General features: G+C 64.1%; 23 protein-coding genes and 1 pseudogene. 10 read left to right on the top strand and 14 right to left on the bottom strand.

The features are described from left to right. Positions 1–35: 35 nt before the first annotated feature. On the bottom strand, positions 36–1052 hold the full coding sequence (locus J2R78_RS34230) for a nitronate monooxygenase family protein (RefSeq protein ID WP_253608374.1): 1017 nt from the start codon (positions 1050–1052) through the stop codon (positions 36–38). A 118-nt stretch (positions 1053–1170) separates the two neighbouring features. Here J2R78_RS34230 and J2R78_RS34225 point away from each other — a divergent pair, with 118 nt between their 5' ends. From J2R78_RS34225 to J2R78_RS34215, 3 genes are all read left to right on the top strand, one after another. Next, complete coding sequence (locus tag J2R78_RS34225) at positions 1171–2061, top strand: LysR family transcriptional regulator (RefSeq protein WP_253608373.1); 891 nt, start codon at positions 1171–1173, stop codon at positions 2059–2061. A 76-nt stretch (positions 2062–2137) separates the two neighbouring features. Further along, positions 2138–2620: a Holliday junction resolvase RuvX gene (gene ruvX / locus J2R78_RS34220; RefSeq protein WP_253609996.1), complete on the top strand. Its 483-nt coding sequence runs from the start codon at positions 2138–2140 to the stop codon at positions 2618–2620. A 2-nt stretch (positions 2621–2622) separates the two neighbouring features. Next, on the top strand, positions 2623–3549 hold the full coding sequence (locus tag J2R78_RS34215) for an AEC family transporter (protein ID WP_225158880.1): 927 nt from the start codon (positions 2623–2625) through the stop codon (positions 3547–3549). Positions 3550–3593: 44 nt separating this feature from the next. On the opposite strand, the gene J2R78_RS34210 is transcribed toward J2R78_RS34215, so the two are convergent. The 8 genes from J2R78_RS34210 to J2R78_RS34175 all read right to left on the bottom strand — a co-directional run bounded on the left by J2R78_RS34210 (position 3594) and on the right by J2R78_RS34175 (position 11819). Then, complete coding sequence (locus J2R78_RS34210; RefSeq protein WP_253608372.1) at positions 3594–4712, bottom strand: GNAT family N-acetyltransferase; 1119 nt, start codon at positions 4710–4712, stop codon at positions 3594–3596. A gap of 353 nt (positions 4713–5065) precedes the next feature. After that, positions 5066–6277, bottom strand: coding sequence for an ABC transporter substrate-binding protein (locus tag J2R78_RS34205; RefSeq protein WP_253608371.1), 1212 nt, complete (start codon positions 6275–6277; stop codon positions 5066–5068). Between the two features lie 210 nt (positions 6278–6487). Continuing rightward, entirely contained in the window at positions 6488–7243 is a 756-nt protein-coding gene (locus tag J2R78_RS34200) for a CPBP family intramembrane glutamic endopeptidase (RefSeq protein ID WP_253608370.1), read from the bottom strand. Between the two features lie 66 nt (positions 7244–7309). Next, on the bottom strand, positions 7310–8080 hold the full coding sequence (locus J2R78_RS34195; protein WP_141341898.1) for a CPBP family intramembrane glutamic endopeptidase: 771 nt from the start codon (positions 8078–8080) through the stop codon (positions 7310–7312). Between the two features lie 128 nt (positions 8081–8208). Next, the gene (locus J2R78_RS34190; RefSeq protein ID WP_253608369.1) at positions 8209–9852 is read right to left on the bottom strand and encodes an acyl-CoA dehydrogenase family protein; all 1644 of its coding nucleotides are present in this window, start codon (positions 9850–9852) and stop codon (positions 8209–8211) included. 160 nt (positions 9853–10012) lie between these two features. Further along, a complete protein-coding gene (locus tag J2R78_RS34185; protein ID WP_253608368.1) occupies positions 10013–10465 on the bottom strand; it encodes a hypothetical protein in 453 nt (150 codons plus the stop codon). A 32-nt stretch (positions 10466–10497) separates the two neighbouring features. Continuing rightward, on the bottom strand, positions 10498–10911 hold the full coding sequence (locus tag J2R78_RS34180) for a hypothetical protein (RefSeq protein ID WP_092078151.1): 414 nt from the start codon (positions 10909–10911) through the stop codon (positions 10498–10500). 173 nt (positions 10912–11084) lie between these two features. Continuing rightward, positions 11085–11819 (bottom strand): M15 family metallopeptidase, encoded by a 735-nt coding sequence (locus J2R78_RS34175; protein ID WP_253609995.1) that lies wholly within the window; start codon positions 11817–11819, stop codon positions 11085–11087. 268 nt (positions 11820–12087) lie between these two features. On the opposite strand from J2R78_RS34175, the gene J2R78_RS34170 reads away from it, so the two are divergent. The 3 genes from J2R78_RS34170 (at position 12088) to plsY (ending at position 15169) form a co-directional block, all read left to right on the top strand. Continuing rightward, positions 12088–13041 (top strand): aspartate carbamoyltransferase catalytic subunit, encoded by a 954-nt coding sequence (locus tag J2R78_RS34170; protein WP_026192854.1) that lies wholly within the window; start codon positions 12088–12090, stop codon positions 13039–13041. Positions 13042–13046: 5 nt separating this feature from the next. After that, complete coding sequence (locus tag J2R78_RS34165) at positions 13047–14348, top strand: dihydroorotase (RefSeq protein ID WP_141341912.1); 1302 nt, start codon at positions 13047–13049, stop codon at positions 14346–14348. 224 nt (positions 14349–14572) lie between these two features. Continuing rightward, positions 14573–15169, top strand: a complete 597-nt coding sequence (gene plsY / locus J2R78_RS34160) for a glycerol-3-phosphate 1-O-acyltransferase PlsY (RefSeq protein WP_076834465.1) — start codon at positions 14573–14575, stop codon at positions 15167–15169. A gap of 125 nt (positions 15170–15294) precedes the next feature. Here the strand turns inward: plsY and J2R78_RS34155 are convergent, their stop codons facing one another. Further along, positions 15295–16533, bottom strand: coding sequence for an amidase (locus J2R78_RS34155; protein ID WP_253608367.1), 1239 nt, complete (start codon positions 16531–16533; stop codon positions 15295–15297). Between the two features lie 124 nt (positions 16534–16657). On the opposite strand from J2R78_RS34155, the gene J2R78_RS45455 reads away from it, so the two are divergent. Continuing rightward, a complete protein-coding gene (locus J2R78_RS45455) occupies positions 16658–16780 on the top strand; it encodes a hypothetical protein (protein ID WP_375167082.1) in 123 nt (40 codons plus the stop codon). Here the strand turns inward: J2R78_RS45455 and J2R78_RS34150 are convergent. Both J2R78_RS34150 and J2R78_RS34145 read right to left on the bottom strand, forming a co-directional pair. Next, the gene (locus tag J2R78_RS34150) at positions 16777–17079 is read right to left on the bottom strand and encodes an excalibur calcium-binding domain-containing protein (RefSeq protein WP_253608366.1); all 303 of its coding nucleotides are present in this window, start codon (positions 17077–17079) and stop codon (positions 16777–16779) included. The genes J2R78_RS45455 and J2R78_RS34150 overlap by 4 nt on opposite strands. Before the next feature lie 3 nt (positions 17080–17082). Next, the gene (locus tag J2R78_RS34145) at positions 17083–17325 is read right to left on the bottom strand and encodes a DUF6471 domain-containing protein (RefSeq protein ID WP_253608365.1); all 243 of its coding nucleotides are present in this window, start codon (positions 17323–17325) and stop codon (positions 17083–17085) included. 105 nt (positions 17326–17430) lie between these two features. On the opposite strand from J2R78_RS34145, the gene J2R78_RS34140 reads away from it, so the two are divergent. Further along, positions 17431–17892 (top strand): hypothetical protein, encoded by a 462-nt coding sequence (locus J2R78_RS34140; protein ID WP_253608364.1) that lies wholly within the window; start codon positions 17431–17433, stop codon positions 17890–17892. Between the two features lie 176 nt (positions 17893–18068). Here J2R78_RS34140 and J2R78_RS34135 read toward each other — a convergent pair whose 3' ends face one another. After that, positions 18069–18620, bottom strand: coding sequence for an ATP-dependent Clp protease proteolytic subunit (locus tag J2R78_RS34135; RefSeq protein ID WP_253608363.1), 552 nt, complete (start codon positions 18618–18620; stop codon positions 18069–18071). A gap of 66 nt (positions 18621–18686) precedes the next feature. After that, a complete protein-coding gene (locus tag J2R78_RS34130) occupies positions 18687–19670 on the bottom strand; it encodes an IS1595 family transposase (protein WP_375167081.1) in 984 nt (327 codons plus the stop codon). 425 nt (positions 19671–20095) lie between these two features. Here J2R78_RS34130 and J2R78_RS34125 point away from each other — a divergent pair, with 425 nt between their 5' ends. Both J2R78_RS34125 and dprA read left to right on the top strand, forming a co-directional pair. Beyond that, positions 20096–20833 (top strand): hypothetical protein, encoded by a 738-nt coding sequence (locus J2R78_RS34125; RefSeq protein ID WP_253608361.1) that lies wholly within the window; start codon positions 20096–20098, stop codon positions 20831–20833. Between the two features lie 83 nt (positions 20834–20916). Beyond that, positions 20917–21948: pseudogene (gene dprA, locus J2R78_RS34120) on the top strand (DNA-processing protein DprA); the annotation flags it as partial. Between the last annotated feature and the right edge of the window lie 33 nt (positions 21949–21981).

Below are 21981 nucleotides of genomic sequence, written 5' to 3'. Positions count from 1 at the left end.
CGGGTGAGGGGTTTCCCTCCGCGGGGACAGACCCCTCATCCGTCGCGGACTGCGTCCGCGCCACCTTCTCCCACAAGGGGAGAAGGAAAAAAGTTGCGCCGGCCCTGCAGCGACTGCTCGGCCTCGGCGACGATGCGGCCGACGATCTCGGCCGCCGGAACGATATCATGGATCAGGCCGACGGACTCGCCGGCAAACACCGCGGCGACATCGAAATTGGCCGCGGCCTTCGCGGCGGCGTACTCCACCGCGACCTCGTCAGCGCGCTGCATCAGCTCGATCTCGCGCCCGCTCCAGCGCCGCAGATGATCGTTGGCAAGCGAACGCGCGGTGAACGGCGCCGGCCACATCAGCTTGCGCGACCAGTCGAACACCACGCCGCGCACCGTCTCGCCGCTCTTTGCCGCACAGATCAGCTGCTTGGCCTGCTCGGCCGCGTCGGCCTCGACGCTGGCGTAGAAGCGCGTTCCCATCAGCACGCCGGATGCGCCGAGCATCATCATCGCAGCTAAGCCACGCCCGTCCGCGATGCCGCCGGCCGCGACCACAGGCACGCGCCCCGCCGCGAAATCGATGATCGCCGGCACGATGTCGAGCGTGGTGCGCGATGCGCCGTGACCGCCCGCCTCCGTGCCCTGCGCGATCAGGATGTCGGCGCCGCAATCGAGCGCCTGCCGCGCCATCTCCTCGTTCTGCACCTGGCAGATCAGCAGCGCGCCTGCGGCCTTGATCTTCGGCGCGAACGGCGCGGGATCGCCGAATGACAGCATCACCGCGCGCGGCCGCGCATCCAGCGCGATGTCGATCAGCTCGGGCTGCCTGGCGAGACTCCAGGTGATGAAGCCGATGCCGAACGGCTTTGCAAAACCCTTCAGCTTCGCGGTCTCGGTCTCGAGCCGCGTCTTGTCGCCGTAGCCGCCGCCCAGAATGCCGAAGCCGCCGGCGGCGCTGACCGCCTTGACCAGCCCGCTGCCGGCAATCGTGTCCATCGGCGCGAGCAGGATCGGATGCTCTATGTCCAGACGTGCCGTCAATTCGGTGCTGATCGGCATGCGCTTGCTCCCTGTTCTGGACTTGCTGTTCTGGACTTGCAGCCTAAGCGGGCCTAACATTCTCGGATAATGAATACTAGAGAACGCTACCATCTCTAAATCAGAACGGTGGTCCCAGATGGAATTGACCGACCTGCTCACCTTTTCCACGGTCGCGCGGCTCGGCGGCATCACCCGGGCCGCCGACGAGCTGAACACCGTGCAGTCGAACGTCACCCAGCGCATCAAGGCGCTGGAGGCCGAGATCGGCACCGCGCTGTTCGAGCGCCACAGCCGCGGCATGTCGCTGACCGGCGCCGGCCGCCGCCTGTTGCCCTATGCGCAGCGCATGGCGGCGCTGTCGCGCGAAGCCGTGCTCGCCGCGCGCGACGATGGCGAGCCGAAGGGTCCGCTGTCGATCGGTTCGATGGAAACCACCGCTGCGGTGCGGCTGCCGACGCTGCTCGCCGAGTTTCATCGCCGCTATCCGGCGGTGCGCCTGACCTTGCGCACCGCGCCGACCGCCGACCTCGTGGCCGCCGTGCTCGACGGCACGCTCGACGGCGCCTTTGTCGCCGGCCCGATCGAGCATGCCGAACTGTCAGCCACATCAGCATTCACCGAGGAACTGGTGCTGGTCACTGCGCAGCGCTGGAAATCGCTGGCCGCGTTGCGCGCCGGCACGCCGGAGTCGGGCCCGACCGCGCTGGTGTTCCGCACCGGCTGCACCTACCGGCAGCGTCTCGAACAGGTGTTCACCGAGTTCGGCTGGCCGTCGGCGGTCCGCTTCGAGTTCGGCACGCTCGACGGCATGGTCGGCTGCGTCGCCGCCGACATGGGCGTCACCCTGCTGCCGCGCGCCGTCGTCGATCGCGATCACGTCCAGCGCGACATCAACATCCACAAGCTCAGTCCGCAGCATGCGCATGTCGAGACGCTGTTCATCCAGCGCCGCACCGCGCATCAGTACAGCGCATTGCAGGGGCTGGCCGCGTGCCTCGGTGGCGACGAGCGGGTGATCGCCGCCTGACCGGCGTTTTCGCATGGACGCCACGGCAGTGCCGGGCTTTGCCTCGGCGCGCGGCTGCGTGCTAAGCGCTAGCGCCATGCTCGCCCCCATCCTTCCCCTGATCGAAGCTGCGCCGCACTGGCCCGAGCGCGGCGCGCTTGTCGGCCTCGACCTCGGCACCAAGACCATCGGGGTTGCCGCCTCCGATCCGGACCGACGGCTGGCGACTGGCGTCGAGACCATCCAGCGCAAGCAGTTCAAGGCCGATGCGGCGCGGCTGCTCGCGATCGCCGCCGAACGCAATGCCGTCGGCTTCGTGCTCGGCCTGCCGATCAACATGGACGGCAGCGAAGGCCCGCGCGCGCAGTCGACCCGGGCGTTTGCCCGCAACCTCGCCGGCCTCACCGCGCTTGCGATCGGGCTGTGGGACGAGCGGCTCTCGACTGCGGCGGTCGAGCGTGAGCTGATCGGGATGGACGTCAGCCGCGCTCGTCGCGCCGAGGTAATCGACGAGCACGCCGCGATCTTCATCCTGCAGGGTGCGCTGGACCGGCTCGCGAAGCTGCGCGGTGAGCGCTGACCATGGTCGTGGTGATCGCGGCGCTGCTGCCGGTGTTCCTCTTGATCGTGCTCGGCTTCGTCCTGAAGCGCACGCTGATGCCGCTCGATACGCAATGGCACGGGCTGGAGCGGCTGACCTATTACGTGCTGTTCCCGGTGCTCCTGGTGCAGACACTGGTGAAGGCCGACCTGACCACGGTGCCGGTCGCGGGCGTCGGCGGCGCGCTGCTGCTCGCGGCGCTGGTGATGTCGCTATTCTGCCTCGCGCTGCGCGGCCCGCTGGCGCGCGCCGGCGTCGACGGCCCCGCCTTCACCTCGATCTTCCAGGGCGCGACCCGTTGGCAGACCTATGTCGCGCTGTCGGTGTCGCGCAATCTCTATGGCAGCACAGGCCTTGCCCTGGCTTCGGTCGCGATGGTCGCGATCATCCCGCTGGTCAATGTGTTCAGCGTCGCCGTGTTGGCGAAATATGCCTCGTCCGAGAAGCGTTCGACCGGCGCCATCGTGATGACTGTCGTACAGAACCCGCTGATCTGGGCCTGCGTCATCGGGCTCGTCATCAATGTCGCGCACATCCCGCTGCCACAGATCTGGTATGACGTCGCCGACGCGCTCGGCGGCTCGTCGCTGGCGATCGGCCTGCTCGTCACCGGGGCCGGGCTGCATCTGGAAGGCATCTTTCGCCCCAGCCTCGCTGCCAGCGCGGCATTGGTGCTGAAACTCGTGCTGATGCCGGCGCTGACCGTCGCGCTCGCGGTGTGGTTCGGCGTCACCGGGTCCAACCTCGCCATCGTCGCGGCCTGCGCCGCGGTGCCGACCTCGCCGTCAGCCTATGTGCTGGCGCGCCAGATGGGCGGCGACGCGCCGCTACTCGCCCAGATCATCACGCTGCAGACAATTCTGGCCGCGATCACGATGCCGATCGTGATTGCCGCGGTGGGGCTTTAGAAGGCGTACCCGATCGGCCTTGAATATCGCCGCGCAATCGGTCGCTACCAGACTTCGCGATAGTTCGCGAATTTGCGCAAGGTCTTGTCATAGCGGGCCGGTACGATCCAGGGCAACAGGAGCCTGAAGATCGCGTTCGGAAGCGGAGAGCGAAGCCGCACATAGAGGTCGAGCGGATCGAGGTCATGCCGCATCCGGAATTTCGGTTCGTAGCTGAGACCCGTGCTTCGAAGCCACCTGTAACCGTTGGCGATCGCCCAATTCATCATGTCGCGAATGGTGTAGTAATAAAGATGAAGGTCGAGTGCGACAGCATAGTCGAGGCCGACATACTCCCAGAACAGACTGTCGCCTTCGACCATGCAAAGGCTGAAGGCGATCACCTTCCCGCCACGGCGCCAGATGAAGAAGCGGACCTTGTCCTTCATGTCGCTGCCGAGCCGGCGAAGATAGTCGGCTGTCAGTTTCTCGAAACGGAATTTCGAGCGGTCGAAGACCTGCAGGTAGAGCGGATAGATCTCGTCGACGGCATCCCTTGCGTCGTCGGTGACGGTAAGGGCTATGGTTTCACCATCGGTTGCCTTGAATTTCTTGCGGAGCTGCCAGCGTGCCGATCGCGGCAGCGCATTTTGCATGTAGGCATCGAAGTCGTCGTGCTCGATATTGAGCGCCGTCATCGGCATGCTCGGCGCACGGGCGAAGCCGCGCCGGACGAAGCAATCCAGCACCGGCCGGTAGCGCGCAGGAAATTCCTTCAGGACGATGAGTTGCGCCCCGCACGATCGGGCGAGCGTGACGATTTCGCCGCAAAGAATCTCGGCGATCTTGCCGGACGGCACCGTGCTTGATCCGGCAAGATGCCCTTCACCGGCGAAGCATCCGACCATCAGGGTTCGCATTTTGAGAAACCCGGGAACGAAGCCTCGGATGCGCGCCAGCAGCGGCTGCCATTCCGCTCCAAGTCCCTCGAGAACGTCCTGGTCGAGAAGAAAGAACGGCTGGACGGCGTGGAGACAGCCCGCCCGGTCGATGATCGCGAAGTACCGGTACTCGACACGCTCGCGGAGCGTATCCTCCAGGATCTCGTAGTAACGGTGATCCTTGCGCAGGTCGGCGAAACTGGCAGCCCAAGCGGGACAACCGGCGATTTCGTCGCGCGTCACGATCTTTACGCGAAAAGGCGCTGTAGCAGCCGCCGCGTCCGCTACGCTTGTAGTATCAGCCAGACTGACTGCGTCTGACGCCAACGCAATGCTCCGGGTGATGAAAAGTCTTTCAATACAGTATCAATGTACCTGATTTGGCCGCGGGCTCCTGTGCCATCCGCGCAACAAGTCATCACTTTCGAAGTCGCGTCTCTTTTGAAGCCCCGTCGGCGCCGAGCGGCGCGCGCCCTCCCGCAATAGACCAGCCCGCGAGTCCCAGCGACGTAGCGCCACAACTCGCCCTTGCGCTTCAGCAAGAGCGAGGGCCTGCAACGACTGGGTGCAGCTTGTACGGCTTCTCCTGATCGCCGCTATTTCCCGGCCGAACCGGCGAACGCCGTATCGAGCACATCCCCGATCGGCTGCCAGCTACGGCCATCGAACTGAAGCAACCGCAATTGCTCGACCGGTCGGAACTGAGCGGTGTTGATCTTGATGCCGGGGAGCAAGGCGGACGCCTGATAATCCCTGAGCGCCGCGGCCTGCTTCATGACGTTCTCGCGCGACAGGTCGTTGCCGCATTGCCTGAGCACCTCGACCATCGTTTCGGCGGCGGCATAGCCGTAGACTGCGGCCGCGTCATCCTTGCCGCCGGCTTTGGTATACTTGTCCAGGAAGCTGTACCAGGCGCCCTGCTCCGCCCTCCAGGCCGGATCGCTCGCATCCTTCAGGAACGCGGCGGTGATGACGCCGGTCGCATTCTCCGTGCCGGCCCGCTTGAGCACCGTCTCGATCGATGACGCCATCTGGTTCACGACGAACACCGGCCGCCAGCCGTGGTCGGCCGCCGCGCGGATCACCTTGGCGGCATTTTCCGGTACTCCGGCAAACACGAAGACCTCGGCGCCAGATTGCTTCAGGATCGAGACGTGGCCGTCCAGGTGCTGATCGTCGACATCATAGGCGATGTCGACCCTGATGTTGTGGGCGACGTCGCCCAGCCCTTGCACCAGTCCCTTGAACAATTCGCGCCCGAACTGGTCATTCTCCCAAAGCGCCACGATTTTCTTGCCGGGATAGAAAGCCTGGATGTAGTTCGCGTAGATGCGTCCCTCCTCGCGATACGAAGGCTGCCAGCCCATGGTCCACGGATAACGCGACGGCTCGCTGAGCTCGTGATCGCCGGAAGCAACGAAAAGCTGGGGGATCTTGCGTTCGTTGAGATACTTCCGCACCGCGAGATTCCCCGGCGTGCCGAACGAACCGAACATCAAGAGCACATTGTCGGTCTCGACCAGAATTCGCGTGAGATCCATGGCGTTGGAGGGATCTGACAGATCGTCATAGGACATGAAGCGGATCTTGCGGCCATTGATGCCGCCGCGTTCGTTGATCATCTCGAAATAGGCGGCTTCCGCCTTGCCGATCTGGCCGAAAATCTCCAGCGCGCCGCTATACGGCATGACATTGCCGATGCGGATTTCGGTGTCGGTAACGCCCTGGTCGCGCACCTGCTGCGTGATGGCGCCGAGAGACGCCAGCGCGACGACGCCGGCCAGGAGTGCTCGGATCAAGATAGCCATGAGAAGAGCTCGCACGACGGCAGCCGCCGCTGCCTGGTTTCAGTCCGGCCCGCGCTCATTCATTGATCTAGATCATAGCACTCGAGGGGGCCGCTGGCATCCTCCAACCTTCCGATGGCTGGCGACGCACCGGCGCTGGTTCCGGATGATGATCACGCCGCAGACGATCCCGGACATCACGATGCCAATCGTGATCGCAGCCGTTGGGCCCTAGACATACGGGCCTGTCACGAAAAAGATGAATGTGTTGAGGGCGGAATGGATCATGACCGTCAGCCAGGTTGAGTTGCTGCGCCAACGGCAATAGCCCAGCGCCAATCCCATCCCGAATATCTCCAACTTCCCATAAACGTCATACTGTGTGTGGGTCATAGCCCAGACGGCGGCGGTCAGAACGATCGCTCCGATCGGACCCAGAAACGACTCCGACCAGCCGCGATACAAGAAGCCACGAATGAGGAACTCTTCCATGATGGGTCCTGCAATGCAGGTACCGATGAGCAGGATCATCAAGCCGTTCGCGCCCTTGACCACGAAGACCGGGTCATCCACCGCGGCCCCCTCGCCACCAACACTCGAATTGATGACCGATTCACCGAGCAGAATGCCGGCAAAGATTGCAAATGCGCGCATGGCTTCGGCCGGGCTCGGCCAGTTGAGCGCGAGATATTCCTCGAACCCGCGGCGAGCCTTCCGGATCGCGATCCAGAGCACGCCGATCGTCAAGGGGCTCGCGATGGTAAGGCCAGCGCCGTACCATCGCCCCTGGGCGGCGAAATCCCGCAATTGAGCCGGCGACATTCTGGCTACGCCGTCTTGCGCCGCGATGATGATCGTCATGGCCCAATCTCCAACCAGCGTAAAAACGCCGTAAGCGATCAGGATGACGAATGCCGTCTCCACGAAATCCCAGGTCCGCTGCGGCGGTGCCGGTACCGGCGCGTTGGCATTCTCGAAGTTCGACATATGGGATTCTTCTGCAACAACGTTGCAGCGAAGGTGGGCCTAGCTTCAACCTAGCATAGGGAACTCTCAGCCAGCCAGCCACCAGGTCTGGATCGTCGCCGCAAAATTGTTCAGCCCGTGCAGCAGGATGGTCAGCCAGGTCGAGCCGGTGCGGAAGCGCAAATAGCCGAACAGGAGGCCGATCGTCAGCACCTGGCAGAGGAAGAACCAGTCGTACTGCAGGTGCATCACCGTCCAGACGATCGACGACAGCAGGATCGCGCCATAGGGTCCGAGCGCGGATTCCGACCAGCCGCGGTAGAGCCAGCCGCGTGCGAACAGTTCCTCCCAGAGCGGCGCGGCCACGGCGAAGGCGATCACCAGGAGCCACAGTGCACTGTGCTCCTGCGCCGATTTCAGCACGTCGCCCATGAAGCCCGGCGACACCTCGCGGCCGGCGGCGCGGGACACCATGTCCCAGGCTCCGACCAGCACGACGAGCGCGACGATGCCGATGATCACGTTCTTCCACGACGTCCCGCGCAGCCCGAGGTAATCGGCGAACGGGATCCGGGTCCGGCGGATCGCGAACCACAGCACCAGCAGCACCATCGGCAGGCCGGCGAGGACCGAGAGCGAGATCGTCAGGCCGTCGGCGACCACATGAGTGATGCCGGCCGTCGACACCTCGCCGCCCTGCGCGACGATGCGCCAGACGATGACCGTGACCTGGCCGACGAACATCGCGGCGAAGATCAACAGGCCCCACAGCGCGGTGCCCCAGAATTTCCAGACCCGCGGGGGGAGCGGCGGCGGTTCGATCGCGGCAGTCGCGTCTTGCGGCGTGAGAGAATCCATCAGCGAACCTCGGCTCTATCAATTCGTCATGGCCGGGCTTGTCCCGGCCATCCACGTCTTTCCTTGCCCTGTCGAAGCAAAGACGTGGATGCCCGGCACAAGGCCGGGCATGACGGTGGTCAATGTGGTCATGGCAGCGCCCGCGCCAGCAGCGCGCGCTGATCGGCATCGGATAAGTCCACCGCGCCGTACATGCCGGCGTGGCGTTCGGCAAGCCGTGTCACCGCGAACAGTTCGGCGTTTTTCGGCGAGACCTGGTTGAGCGCCGCGGTTGCCGCCAGGAGCGCCAGCTGCTCGACCGCAAGCCGCGCGACGCGCTCGCTGTCCGGCCGCCGGAACGACTGCCCGATCGAGGCAACAGCCTCGGCGGCGCCGGGCAGGCCCCTGGTCTCCTCGGCGAGCGCGCGCAGCACCGCGAGCGCGGCATCGGCCTCGCGGCCGAGCGCGCGCAGCACGTCGAGGCACATCACGTTGCCGGACCCCTCCCAGATCGCGTTGACCGGCGACTCCCGGTAATGGCGCGCCAAAATGCCTTCCTCGACATAGCCATTGCCGCCGAGGCACTCCATCGCCTCATAGAGGAAGCCGGGCGCGCTCTTGCAGGTCCAGTATTTGATCGCCGGCGTCAGCAGCCGCATATAGGCGGCCTCACCCGCATCGCCCGGTGCGCGATCGAAGGCACGGCAGAGCCGCATCACCAGCGCGATGGACGCCTCGACATGCAGCGCCATGTCCGACAGCACCGCCTGCATCAGCGGCTGGTCGGCGAGGTGTTTCTGGAACACGCTGCGATGCCGCGCGTGATGGTGCGCATGCGCCAGCCCCGAGCGCATCAGCCCGGCGGATGCGATCGCGCAATCCTGCCGCGTCAGCTGCACCATCTGGATGATGGTGCGGATGCCCTTGCCTTCCTCGCCGATCAGCTCGGCATAGGCGCTGTGGAATTCGACCTCCGACGAGGCATTGGAGCGGTTGCCGAGCTTGTCCTTCAGGCGCTGGAAGTGGATCGCGTTGACCGTGCCGTCGGGCGCAAAGCGCGGCATGAAGAAGCAGCTCAGCCCATTCATGGTCTGCGCCAGCACCAGGAAGGCGTCGCACATCGGCGCCGACATGAACCATTTGTGCCCGGTGATGCGCCAGGCCCCGCCGTCGCGCTCGGCGCGCGTCATGTTGGCGCGCACATCCGTGCCGCCCTGCTTTTCCGTCATGCCCATGCCGAGGGTCATGCCGCGCTTGGTCCACCACGGCGCGAAGGTGGGATCGTAGGCGCGCGTTTCGATCACCGGCATCGTCTTCGCCAGAATGTCCGGCTGCGAGGCCAGCGCCGCGACCGAGGCGCGCGTCATCGTGATCGGGCAGAGATGGCCGGTCTCGACCTGCGCGGCGATGTAGAACCTTGCCGCGCGCACCACCTCGGCCGCCCCGCCGGCCGGCCTGCCGTCGGCGCTCCAGGTCGAATTGTGCACGCCGGCATGCGCGGAGTGCGCCATCAGCTCGTGATAGGCCGGGTGAAACTCGACCTCGTCGCGGCGATTGCCCCTGGCATCGAACAGCCGCAGTTTCGGCGTGTTCTCGTTGGCAACGCGGCCGCGCTCCGCCATGGCGGCGGATCCCCAATGCTTGCCGAAATCCGACAGCTCAGCCGTTGCCGCCGCCCCGCCATTGGCGGCAACCGCCGCGGCGAGCGGCGCATCCACCGTGAACAGGTCGATATTTTCGAACGGCGGCGACTGGTTGAAGACGTCGTGGGTGGCAAACGGAGCCTGCGTCATGGTCTCCTCGGCAACTGGTCTGCACGCATGCGGCCTGGACAACCGGCCTCTTCCGGCCGGGATCACGGGCCAGCCGCGGCGCAATGGAATCGGAGGATCATAAGCCTGCGAGCCGACGCGGGGCAGCGAAAAGTACACGTCCGCTGGATGCTTCCATGCTTTAGATGCTTGCGCGCTTGGGCGCATGGCGGCCGAGCCAGCGGTCGACCCAGTCATTGACGCGGGTCCGGTTCGCCTCCTTCCTGGGAGCCTGGACAGGAAAAATGTCGCCGCTGCTCAATTGCCGGTTATCGGGATAGGCCGCCAACTGCAGGTTGGACTCATGCGCGGCGCCGTCCACCGGCGAGATGTAGGCAAACCGGATCTCGATCTTGTGCTTGATGTCGGCGCCCTGCCACTTCGGATGATGGCGTGCCAGCAGCTCGGTAAGCTCGCACGGCAACAGATCGAAGGTCGAGCTTCGCGCCCCCTCGGTCTTCTCCATGTAGCATTGTTCCTTGACGCTGCTGACGCGCGCATCGATCGGCCGGAAGTTCAACCGCTTGTCGAGCTCGCTATAGACATAGAAGCTCGCGACGGCGACAGCGATCATAGCGTAGAGGCCAAGGCGCATGGTTGTGCTTCCGTCCTGTCGAACAGCGTCGGTCAAATCGAACGCGTCTTGTCCGCCTTGGTCTTGGAGGCGAGGACAGGAAACACGTCCCCGGCGCGCAGCGGCTTGCCGTTGGGGAAATAGGACATCTGCAGGCTCGACTGGTGGGTGGCCCCGTCGACCGGCGAGACATAGACGACCTTCACCTCGATCTTGTGCTTCACGTCATAGCCCTGCCACTTCGGATGCTCCTTGCGCAGCAGCTCGGCAATCTCGCAGCGAGTCAGATCGGAGGTCGACGTCGTCTTGGTGATGACCCCGCGCTCGACCTTTTCCAGATAGCATTGCTCGCTGACGCCGCTGATGCGGGCATCGACGCGCTGATAATTCGCGCTCTTGTCGTGTCGATCGTAGATCAAGACTCCGGCGACGCCGACGACGACAATTGCAATGGCTGCGAAACGCATGCTGCATGCTCCCGTGTTGCCCGCACTTCATACGGCCACAATTAAGGAGTGTTGAAAGTGCGCTCGGCTACTTTTGCGATGGCAAGCGTCGTCTTGCGAAAATGTTTCGGATTTGAGGAAAATCCTGCACTAGAGCTTCGCGCCAACCGGCGTCCATTTCGCTCGAAAACGCGCTACCGCGCCCGGACGATCGGGAAGTCGTAAGCTGGCCGGCCTGCCCCCGGCAGCGAAAAGTGCCACCATTCCTTGGCATAGTTCGCGAACGCTTGCCGGGCCATCGCCGCGACCAGCATGGCGCGCCAGCGCCTCTGCGCAGGCGTGATCGAGCCCGTCGCGGTGTGGGCCTTCAGGTCGGAACAATCGTAACCGGTGCCCATGTCGACGCTGCCCTCCGGAGCGCGCGTGGCGGCTGGCGCGGTGCAGTCGGCATAGTCCCTGGCCGGATCGAACTTGCGCGAATTGTCGGCGCCAAGATCGACCAGCGTGAGATCGACCGCGGCCCCTGTCGAATGGCCCGAATGGGTGGCGATGTAGCCGAGGCGGAACAGGTCCGCCTTCGAAAAGGCCGGGTTGTAGCGCCGCTCGGCGGCGGTCTCGGTGTCGTTCTTCGACCATGCCACCATGTCGGCGACGGCGCGAGCCGGCCGGTAGCAATCGAACATCTTCAGCGACAGTCTTTGCCGGGCCAGTTCCTGTTGCACGGCCTTGAGCCTAAGCCCGACCTCCCGCTTCACCACGCATTCCGCCGCGCCATAGCCCGCGATCGGCCGCCCCATGAAATTGTTCGCGCCGGCGTAGCGGATGTCCTGGATGATGGTCGGATCGATGTCGCGAAGGAACGCGAAGTCGCCGGGCAAGTTCTGAGCGAAGGCAGGCGAGATCGCCCCCGGGATCAATGCGATGGCCATCCATGCGATCACGACAATTTTCACGAGGTCTCGCTCCGGCGTCACGGCCGGGTATAGCCCGTCAGGAGGACGGCGTCGCTGCCGCTCCGCCTGTGCCCCGCCATCCACGTCTTGTTCCGGAAACCCCCGCAAAAGCAAGGCGCGGATGTCCCGCGGCGAGCCCCGGCAGGACCGCCGGGAAGGCGGCGATATCTTACTCGGGGAAAACTCCCGCGAGCCCTCTTCGCGCTTGCCCCACCGGCCATCCGCGCCTATAGCTCTCGCTTTAATGACCCCATCATTGAAATCGACTTTTGTCCTCGGTCACCGGCATCTGCTGGGCATCGAGGGCCTTTCCGCTGACGACATCACGGGCCTGCTCGACCTCTCCGAGGAGTATGTCGAGCTCAACCGCCAGGTCGACAAGAAGCGCGCCAGCCTGCGCGGCCGTACCCAGGTCAATCTGTTCTTCGAGGCCTCGACCCGGACCCAATCCTCGTTCGAGATCGCCGGAAAACGCCTGGGCGCCGACGTCATGAACATGTCGGTGTCGTCGATGTCGACCCGCAAGGGCGAGACCCTGATGGACACCGCGGTGACGCTGAACGCGATGCACCCGGACATCCTGGTGGTGCGCCACCACGCCTCCGGCGCGGTCGAGCTCCTGGCGCGCAAGGTTGACGGTTCCGTGATCAATGCCGGCGACGGCAGCCACGAGCACCCGACCCAGGCGCTGCTCGACGCGCTGACGATCCGCCGCAACAAGGGCCGGCTCGAGGGGCTGACGATCGCGATCTGCGGCGACGTGCTGCATTCGCGGGTGGCGCGCTCCAACATCTTCCTGCTCAACACGATGGGCGCACGCGTCCGCGTGGTGGCCCCCTCCACCCTGCTGCCGCCCGGCATCGAGCGGATGGGCGTCGAGGTCGCGCGCGACATGCGCGAGGGGCTGAACGGCGCCGACATCGTGATGATGCTGCGGCTGCAGCGCGAGCGCATGAACGGCTCCTTCGTGCCGTCGTCGGGCGAGTATTTCCACTATTTCGGCCTCGACCAGAAGAAGCTCGGCTATGCCAAGCCGGATGCGCTGGTGATGCATCCGGGCCCGATGAACCGCGGTGTCGAGATCGACACCTTCGTCGCCGACGGCGCGCAGTCGCTGATCCGTGAACAAGTTGAAATGGGTGTGGCAGTGCGTATGGCGGTGCTGGAAGCGCTCGCCCGCAACCTGCCAAACGCGTGAGACCGATGCTGACCGACCGCCGCCCCATCCTGCTCGCCAACGCCCGCGTCATCGATCCGTCGCGCGATTTCGACGGTCCGGGCGATGTCCTGATCGCCGACGGCGTCATCCGTGACGCCAAGCGCGGCATCGGCGCCGCCGGCGTCCCCGAAGGCACAGACATCGTCAATTGCGCCGGCAAGATCGTGGCCCCCGGCCTGATCGATATGCGCGCCTTTGTCGGCGAGCCCGGCGCCAGCCACCGCGAGACTTTCGCCTCCGCCAGCCAGGCCGCCGCGGCCGGCGGCATCACCACCATCATCTGCCAGCCCGACACCTCGCCGGTGATCGACAATTCGGCGACCGTCGACTTCGTGCTGCGCCGGGCCCGCGACACCGCGATCGTCAACATCCATCCGATGGCGGCGCTGACCAAGGGCATGCAGGGCCAGGAGATGACCGAGATCGGCCTGCTCAAGGCCGCCGGCGCCGTCGCCTTCACCGACGGCGACCGCAGCGTCACCAACGCCCAGGTGATGCGGCGCGCGCTGACCTATGCCCGCGATTTCGACGCGCTGATCGTGCATCACACCGAGGATCCGAATCTGGTGGGCGAAGGCGTGATGAACGAGGGCGAATTCGCCACAAGGCTCGGCCTCGCCGGCATTCCCACCGCGGCCGAGTCGATCATGCTCGAACGCGACATGCGGCTCGCAGGCTTGACCGGCGGGCGCTATCACGCAGCCTCGCTGACCTCGATCGAGTCGCTGGAGATCCTCAAGCGCGCCCGCGACGCCGGCCACAATGTCTCGGCCTCGGTCTCGATCAATCACGTGACGCTGAACGAGAACGACATCGGCCCCTACCGCACCTTCCTCAAGCTGGCCCCGCCGCTGCGCACCGAGGAGGACCGCAAGGCGCTGGTCGCGGCGCTGGCCTCCGGGCTGATCGACGTCGTGATGAGCGACCACAATCCGCAGGACGTCGAGGTCAAGCGGCTGCCGTTCGCGGAAGCGGCGAGCGGCGCAGTCGGCCTGCAGACCATGCTGCCGGCGGCGCTGCGGCTGATCCACAATGGCGAGATGGACTTCAAGACGCTGATCCGGGCGATGTCGACACGGCCGGCGGAGCTGCTCGGCCTGCCCGGCGGCACGCTGCGCGCGGGCGCGCCGGCCGACGTCATCGTGATCGACGCCGACACGCCCTGGGTCCTCGACCGCGACGATCTCAAATCACTGTGCAAGAACACGCCGTTCGACGACGCCCGCTTCTCGGGCCGCGTGACGCGGACGATCGTCGGCGGACGGACCGTTTACGAGCACGTCTGAAACTGGGGTGGAACTTAGCGCGACGCGAGTTGCGACATCGCTTCCATCGTTGTGCCAACGACGATGGCCGCGACGTAAACGACAAAGAAAAACTGCTCCAGCCGCCTGCGAACAGAAGCCATGATAAGCTCCCTCATTACCAAGGCCATGGTGCGGATTTATGGTTAATATTTCATTGACGGCACTGCCCCGTTCGGGCCGGACCGCTCCAGGGAACCACTGCGATGTCTGCTGATGGGCTGCTGCCGCTCGCCTTCCTGATCGGCTACCTGCTGGGCTCGATCCCGTTCGGCATGGTGCTGACCAGGATGGCCGGCACGCAGGATCTGCGCACGGTCGGCTCGGGCAATATCGGCGCCACCAATGTGCTGCGCACCGGCCGCAAGGGCCTCGCCGCGGCGACGCTGCTCGGCGACATGTTGAAGGGCACCGTCGCCGTCATCATCGCCGGCACCATCGACGGCCCGAACGCGGCGATGCTGGCGGCGCTGGGGGCTTTCCTCGGCCACCTCTTCCCGGTCTGGCTCAAGTTTCGCGGCGGCAAGGGTGTCGCGACCTATCTCGGCGTGCTGCTCGGCCTGTTCTGGCCGGCGGCGCTGATCTTCGCCGTGATCTGGCTCGGCACCGCCTACACCACGCGCTACTCGTCGCTGTCGGCGCTGATCGCCGCGTTCGTGACGCCGCTGTTCCTGTGGTGGTTCGGCCATAACGCGCTCGCCTCGCTGTTCGCCGTGCTGACGCTGCTGCTGTTCTACATGCACCGCGAGAACATCCAGCGCCTGCAGGCCGGTACCGAGGGCAAGATCGGCGAGCGGAAGTGACGTATGTCATTCCGGGGCATCGCGCAGCGATGAACCTCAGGTGCGCAGTTGCGCACCGGGGAATCCAGAAGTTGTGGGGCGAGATTCCGGGTTCGATGCGGCGCATCGCCCCGGAATGACCAAGCCTACCGCTTCAGCGCGTCCTCGACAAAGCTCGCGGCCGCCAGCGCTTTGGCATCATTGCCAAAACCCGCGATCACGGTCACGCCGACCGGCAATCCGCCCTCGGCGGTCAGCGTCGGCACATTGACGCAGGGCACGCCCAACAAGGTCCAGAGCCGGTTGTAACGGGGATCGCCGGTCGACGCCAAACCCTCGGGTGCCGCGCCCGGTGCCGACAGCGTCACGAGCACGTCGACCTCGGTGAGAACAGCAGCCAGCGCCTGCCGTGCGCGCAGCGTGACGTCCATCGCCGCGTCGTATTCCGCCGGCGTGCCACCCTTGCTCTCGTCGAGCCGGCCGCGCAGCAGCGGCGGCATCGCATCGTAGTTCTGGCCGTATTCCCAGGCGAACGACTGATGCGCCTCGAACTCCTGCACCACCGGATGGATCCGCCACGCCTCCGCGACGACCTCAGGCATCGCGAGTTCGCGCACGGTCGCACCGGCCTGCTCCGCCGCACGCGCGGCCTTCTGCAACGCCTCCGCGCCGGAAGGTTCAGGCGCGCCGGCGAAGGCCTGCGTGACGACGCCGATGCGCGGCGCGGAAACCTTCGACGGCACCACCAGCTCGGGCCGCTTCGTCATCGCAGCGAGCCCCAGCGCGACGTCGCGCACGCCGGCGCCGAACAGCCCGACGGTATCGAGCGTCCAGGAGAAGCATTTCACGCCGACGGTCGGCAGCAGCCGGTAGCTCGGCTTGATCGCGGCGACGCCGCAGAACGAGGCCGGTCGGATCACCGAGCCGCCGGTCTGCGTGCCGAGCGCGAGCGGGATCATCCCGGCGGCGACCGCGGCGGCCGAGCCCGACGACGATCCGCCCGGCGTGTGCGCGTGATTGTGCGGATTGAGCGTTGCGGTCGGATCGTTCGCCGCGAATGCCGTTGTCGTGGTCTTGCCGATGATGGTGGCGCCGGCCTGCTTCAGCGCCATCACGACCGGCGCGTCGGCGCGCGGCTGATGCCCGCGATAGATCGCGGCACCCATCTCGGTCGGGAGGTCAGCGGTATCGATGATGTCCTTGATACCGACCGCAATCCCGCGCAGCGGTCCGGAAGTTTGCGCACGCGCCTTCTCGTCGAGGCGGACGAAGGCGCCGATGGTCTTGTCCTGCGCCGCGATGGCGTCCCGCGTCTGCGCAATGGCGACATCGGTGGACAATTCGCCGGAGGCGATGCGGCGTTGGAGATCGGCAAGCGAAATCATCGGCGGATTCCTGTTTCTTGACGGTTTTTGGCGGCTTCTTGCCCAGCGCTTTTAGCGCGTCGCGCGCGGCTGCGCCAATGTCGCAGTTGATCACAATCTCAGGTTGGGCGAAGCAGCGCCCCGCATGCATGACCGCTCGCCCAGCCCTACAAGACTCACCGACACCGAACGGCTCAACCGCCTGCGGCTGATCCGCTCCGACAATGTCGGCCCGCGCGGTATTATGGCGCAAACGCCACACGGCTAAAATCGACGAAAATTCTCACATGCAACGCCATCATCGTCGGCATCGTGCTTGGACCAGTAGCCCGGTTCGCCTCGGCGGGATGGAGCCAAGCCAACGGCGCGTGCAGCCGCACAATTTGGAAACGCCGCGATGTGCTTGAATAGCAAAAGCGGATGCCAAGAGATTTGGCACAGGACGGCCCAGCATAAGGCGGCCCCAGCGATGGCAGATATAGCCGCGACGGCCGCATAACTTAGATATGGGGACTGTGGCGACGGCAATCGAGGGCGTGGCCGAAATTGGATTACACGCCTCGCCATGCCTCAAATCTCCTCCAAAACCACCTGTTCAAGCTCCAGCGCTGCAACGCACGCAAGAAAGAAGATCGCTGTAAACGATCCCCGCTTGAGCTTCATGGTGATCCCGGCTTCGGTTTCATCCTTGAGGCCGTGCTTCTTCAGCCGCTTGACCAACTCGGCATAGGTCACGTCGGCTTTCTTCATCTCAGCTTTCAGGAAGGCGCTCGCGCGCTCCCCCCATTCCTTTTCCGCCTTGGGTAGGACCATGGCGTCTCCTATCGATTACGTGAGCTAACAAATATGATAGACCTGCCTTGACTTCCGGTCAAACGGTTCATATTCGTTAGCTATCATATTCGATAGGATGCAGCAATGCGCGGCAGACCGACGAAAGACCCTCACACTCGCCCGGCCATCAACACCCTTGAACGGCTCCATATGGAGCTTGGCGGGCAGATACTCGCCAATAGGCAACAGCATGACGCCTTAGCTGAGCAGATGCGGCACGTAGAAGCCGTCATCAAGATGCTGGACCCAACGTACAACCTGGGGCGGATCGCGGTGAAGCGGCGGAAGCCCAACCCGTGGTTCAAGCGCGGCACGCTCTACAGGCGGGCGCTGGACGTGCTCAGGACGGCCACGGAGCCGATGACCACCACGGAACTGGCGAAGGCCGTTCTAGCCGCCCACGGCGTCGAGGACGCTACCGGCGACGACGTGCAGGGCATCGCGCTAGGCATCCAGCACAGCCTCAAGAACCATGAAGGGAAGGCCGTGGAGCGGGTTGGCGAGGTCAGCCCGGCGCGGTGGACCCTCAAAAATAAGGCCGTTTAGGCCGCACTTTTAACCTTCCGGAAAGGAAAATCAGTGGAACGCTACTGCTGGCTGTGCTTTGGTCCCCACTACAACGCAACCTTGGGAGCATACCTATGACATCCGGCGGTCTTATGTACCACGATGTTGGTTTTGCTGGACTTCCCGAAGATGCATTTCCTGCTAATGGCTCTCGTTCAAGCCAAGAACTGCACGTTGGCATTAGCGGGCAGCACGAACTCTCGCACGCCTGTGGCAATATTCTTGCTGAGGGCCCATTGAGCATCGCGAGTCCGCTGCTCCTTAAACAGGCTCATGCCCTGACGGACGTTTAAACTGCCTCCGGTTCTGTCCGATATTATCGCCGATATCCGCTTGTGATCCGCGAGGATGGTATCAAGCTTAGCCTTGAGATTATTTTCCTCTAGGCGTTCGTTGGCGTTGCCATTGAAGCCGACCCCATGAAACATAAAGGTTGAGGCCGGGCAGCTATAGCGCTCACTTCCCGCCAAATAAATCACGTTCGCGATTGAGTCCACGTTGCCAATGTTGTGCGTGATAATTGGGTACGGCATTGAGCGCATGGAATTATAGAGGGCAATGCCAGAAACGACGCTCCCACCGGGCGAATTAATCGCAACAATAAGACGGTCAGGAGGCTGGGGCACCAATCCAATTAGATGCCCCATAACTGCGTTCGCCGATGTCTGGTTTATCTCTGCAAGCAAAAAAAGATACTGGTCTGCCATTACTTTCTCCCCCCGTAAGCAACACTGGCCCTACTTAAAGAAGATTGCAAGCCGACCATCGCTCAACTATTTCGAGACGTGGCGTTGCCAATACCCCGTAAAATCCGCCGACTTGCCACGCTTCAGCGCCAGCGCCGCAATGCGGTTCACCTGATCGCCATTCGAGACCCGGCGGTTGTCCTCACGCCATGAAGATTCCTGCGCGTAGCGAAGCAGATACGCGCCAGCGATATGGTGGTGGATACCGATCTCCGCCCGACGCAAACGGCTGAAATACTCCTCAGCCTGATTAGTGCAGGCACCGTCGAAGGAGTAAGCTTCTTGGTGGTTGATTCGTTTCATTTCAAAACGTTCGTGTAATCCATCCCAAGAAGCGGCTTCGTCGGCATGAACGACAGTCCCCTTCGCAATGCGGGCACGGATGAAAGCGGCGGCTTGGCTTTCAGAGCCAAACACTGCTGGGACAGAATTTCCGCCGCGCTCACGGACGACGACGACGACCTTCCGTTTCCCGTTTTGATTGCGGGCATATCGGCGGTCGCGGCGATATTCTTTCTGGTTTGCTGGCTTTACATAACCGCCAAAATAGCCGCCATCCACCTCAGCCGTTTTGCCTTCGCCGCCGATGACGCGGCCCTTCAATTCATCCGCCACTGCCTCGCGCAGCTTGTGTAGGAGGACGAAAGCAGACTTGTAGGACAGGCCCAGGTCGCGGCTGAGCGCCAGCGCGGACTTGCCCTTCACCTCATTGCAGAACACCGCGATGGCCGCCAGATAGCCGCGCAGAGGCAGCTTATGGCTGGCGAACAGGGTGCCACTAGTAATGGTGAAGTCCTTCTTGCAACCCTTGCAACGGAAGCGCAGCGAACCGTTCGGCCGACGGGCTTCATAAGCCTCTACCGAGCCGCAGGACGGGCATACCGGAGCGCCTGCGGTAGAAGCCCAACGGATGGCCTTTAAGGCCGCTTCGGCTTCCGCATCAGTCATGCGGAACACCTGAGCTAAGCTCAGGGTCTTTGCCGCTTTGCTGAGGAGGAAGTGTTGGGACACAGCCGTTACCTAACGAATACGATAGGTAACGAATATGATAGGTTTAGCTTCGGGTCAAGAAATCTCTCATTTTCGTTAGGTCACGAATTCGTTAGGTTGCGGCGCGGCATTAGCTGTTGGGTGTATTGCGGCCCTAGAACCCCGAAAGGTAGTATGGGGGATATTTTAAAAGCATACGGCGGGGGCCGCAGTTGTTGCGTTTTTGGGCACGCTTTAGGCGTTGGAGCAATTGGGCTCGCGCTGCTGGGTTCATTGTCATTTTTACCAGCGTGATCGTGTGTAGCTTCATCTACGCGATCTCATATCCACCAGCCCCAAGTGGACGGCCAGTAGCTGAGCACAACCACGACGCCGCCCATACAGAACAGCAGCCATCCACCCCCGATCAGCGCGGCACCAAGGCCGTACCGCTGGCGGTAGAGATAATGTCCCCCAAAGAGGGCACACCCGAAGCCGAACGGCAGGAAGAGGAACGCCGTGAGAAAGCGTCGAACGAACGGGGCCTCGTACTGGCGACTTGGATTCTGGCGCTCGTTACCGGCCTTCTGTTCCTCGCAGCCGCCATTCAGGCTGGTCTCTTTGTCTGGCAATTGGGCTACATGCGCGAGGGGATGAAAGACGCCACTTTGGCCGCGAGTGCTGCCAAGGAATCCGCTGACGCCGCTAAGCTTCAGGCCGCCGTCGCCAGCGGCACCCTCCAAACTATGCAGGACACCGCCGAACGCCAACTCAGGGCATATGTCGGCGTTGATAACGCCTCCATCAAACAAGTGGAGACCGGATCGCCCGAAGTGGCGGTCTACATCAAGAATTTCGGGCAGACGCCAGCCCACGACGTGAAAATGTGGATTCACATGTGGATTGAACGGCACCCCCTCAGGGTCAAACTCCCGGAGCCGCCGCCCGATCTGCCTACATCGACGGCCGTCCTTTATCCGGGCTCCGAAGTTATTTTCTACGCAAACAAGATACCGCCGGTCCCAGCGCCAGCCATCCCCGCCTTGGGTACGGCCGAAGGAACGGTCTACGTCTATGGAGCCATCAGGTACCGCGATGTCTTTGGCCGACATCGCACAACGAAGTACCGGCTCATGCATGGTGGCAGAGAGCCCTCTCGAAATGGGCTCATGAAAAGAGATCACGACGGCAACGAAGCCGACTAGTAACCCGCGCATCGTCCATTCCTTTCAAATGGACGGTATTATTCGGCGCTTAGCCCGCTTGTGGCGTTTGCGCCATAATACCGGGCCCGCGCACCTTTGCATCGCTGCTCCGCCATTTTGGCGATGCGGCGCACGCGCTGGAGCGCCTGCCCGACCTCGCGCGCCGCGGCGGCGCCTCCGGCCCCGGGCGGATCTGCAGCGAGGCCGACGCCGCCGCCGAGCTCGCGGCCTGCCGCAAATTCGGCATCGATCTCGTCGCGCCGGAGGAAGCGCATTATCCGGCGCGGCTTGCCACCATCGACGACGCGCCGCCGCTTCTTGCCGTGCGCGGCGCGCGCGAGGTCCTGATGCGGCCGATGATCGCGATCGTCGGCTCGCGCAACGCCTCCGGCGCCGGGCTGAAATTTGCAGGCACCCTTGCGCGCGATCTCGGTGACGCCGGCTTTGTCGTGATCTCGGGCCTCGCCCGCGGCATCGATCAGGCAGCGCACCGCGCCACCGTTGCCAGCGGCACGGTCGCCGTGCTGGCCGGCGGCCACGACAGGATCTACCCGCCGGAGCACGAGGATCTGCTGGCCGCCCTCCTCGAGCGCGGCGCGGCGATCTCGGAGATGCCGCTCGGCCACGTGCCGCGGGCGCGCGACTTTCCCCGTCGCAACCGTTTGATCTCGGGCGCCTCGCTCGGCGTCGTGATCGTCGAGGCCGCGCATCGCTCGGGCTCGCTGATCACTGCGCGGATGGCGGCCGAACAGGGCCGCGAGGTGTTCGCGGTGCCAGGCTCGCCGATCGATCCGCGCGCCGCCGGCGCCAACGATCTGATCAAGCAAGGCGCCACCTTGGTCACCGAAGCCGCCGACGTCATCAGCGCGGTGACGCCGATCATGGAGCGGCCGGTGATGCTTGGCGCGCGCGAGGACGACGAGCCGCTGGACTTTGCCACTGATAGCGGCGATCGCGCCCGCATCATCGACCTGCTCGGGCCGAGCCCGATCAGCATCGACGATCTGATCCGGATGGCCGACGTGTCGCCGGCCGTTGTCCGCGCCGTGCTGCTCGAGCTCGAGCTCGCCGGCAGGCTCGAACGCCACGGTGGCGGACTGGTGTCGATGATCTAGCACGGGCTTGCGCCGACCTCCCCGTCATTGCGA

Origin of the sequence: Bradyrhizobium sp. USDA 4538, from assembly GCF_024171045.1 — a bacterium.
Lineage (GTDB): Bacteria > Pseudomonadota > Alphaproteobacteria > Rhizobiales > Xanthobacteraceae > Bradyrhizobium > Bradyrhizobium australafricanum.
This window is presented reverse-complemented; position numbering and strand designations above follow the sequence as displayed.

Coding starts and splice junctions, on each gene's coding strand:
- J2R78_RS34230 (WP_253608374.1), bottom strand. CDS start 1,052: ATGCCGATCAGCACCGAATTGACGGCACGTCTGGACATAGAGCATCCG.
- J2R78_RS34225 (WP_253608373.1), top strand. CDS start 1,171: ATGGAATTGACCGACCTGCTCACCTTTTCCACGGTCGCGCGGCTCGGC.
- ruvX (WP_253609996.1), top strand. CDS start 2,138: ATGCTCGCCCCCATCCTTCCCCTGATCGAAGCTGCGCCGCACTGGCCC.
- J2R78_RS34215 (WP_225158880.1), top strand. CDS start 2,623: ATGGTCGTGGTGATCGCGGCGCTGCTGCCGGTGTTCCTCTTGATCGTG.
- J2R78_RS34205 (WP_253608371.1), bottom strand. CDS start 6,277: ATGGCTATCTTGATCCGAGCACTCCTGGCCGGCGTCGTCGCGCTGGCG.
- J2R78_RS34200 (WP_253608370.1), bottom strand. CDS start 7,243: ATGTCGAACTTCGAGAATGCCAACGCGCCGGTACCGGCACCGCCGCAG.
- J2R78_RS34195 (WP_141341898.1), bottom strand. CDS start 8,080: ATGGATTCTCTCACGCCGCAAGACGCGACTGCCGCGATCGAACCGCCG.
- J2R78_RS34190 (WP_253608369.1), bottom strand. CDS start 9,852: ATGACGCAGGCTCCGTTTGCCACCCACGACGTCTTCAACCAGTCGCCG.
- J2R78_RS34185 (WP_253608368.1), bottom strand. CDS start 10,465: ATGCGCCTTGGCCTCTACGCTATGATCGCTGTCGCCGTCGCGAGCTTC.
- J2R78_RS34180 (WP_092078151.1), bottom strand. CDS start 10,911: ATGCGTTTCGCAGCCATTGCAATTGTCGTCGTCGGCGTCGCCGGAGTC.
- J2R78_RS34175 (WP_253609995.1), bottom strand. CDS start 11,819: ATGGCCATCGCATTGATCCCGGGGGCGATCTCGCCTGCCTTCGCTCAG.
- J2R78_RS34170 (WP_026192854.1), top strand. CDS start 12,088: ATGACCCCATCATTGAAATCGACTTTTGTCCTCGGTCACCGGCATCTG.
- J2R78_RS34165 (WP_141341912.1), top strand. CDS start 13,047: ATGCTGACCGACCGCCGCCCCATCCTGCTCGCCAACGCCCGCGTCATC.
- plsY (WP_076834465.1), top strand. CDS start 14,573: ATGTCTGCTGATGGGCTGCTGCCGCTCGCCTTCCTGATCGGCTACCTG.
- J2R78_RS34155 (WP_253608367.1), bottom strand. CDS start 16,533: ATGATTTCGCTTGCCGATCTCCAACGCCGCATCGCCTCCGGCGAATTG.
- J2R78_RS45455 (WP_375167082.1), top strand. CDS start 16,658: ATGCATGACCGCTCGCCCAGCCCTACAAGACTCACCGACACCGAACGG.
- J2R78_RS34150 (WP_253608366.1), bottom strand. CDS start 17,079: ATGGCGAGGCGTGTAATCCAATTTCGGCCACGCCCTCGATTGCCGTCG.
- J2R78_RS34145 (WP_253608365.1), bottom strand. CDS start 17,325: ATGGTCCTACCCAAGGCGGAAAAGGAATGGGGGGAGCGCGCGAGCGCC.
- J2R78_RS34140 (WP_253608364.1), top strand. CDS start 17,431: ATGCGCGGCAGACCGACGAAAGACCCTCACACTCGCCCGGCCATCAAC.
- J2R78_RS34135 (WP_253608363.1), bottom strand. CDS start 18,620: ATGGCAGACCAGTATCTTTTTTTGCTTGCAGAGATAAACCAGACATCG.
- J2R78_RS34125 (WP_253608361.1), top strand. CDS start 20,096: ATGTCCCCCAAAGAGGGCACACCCGAAGCCGAACGGCAGGAAGAGGAA.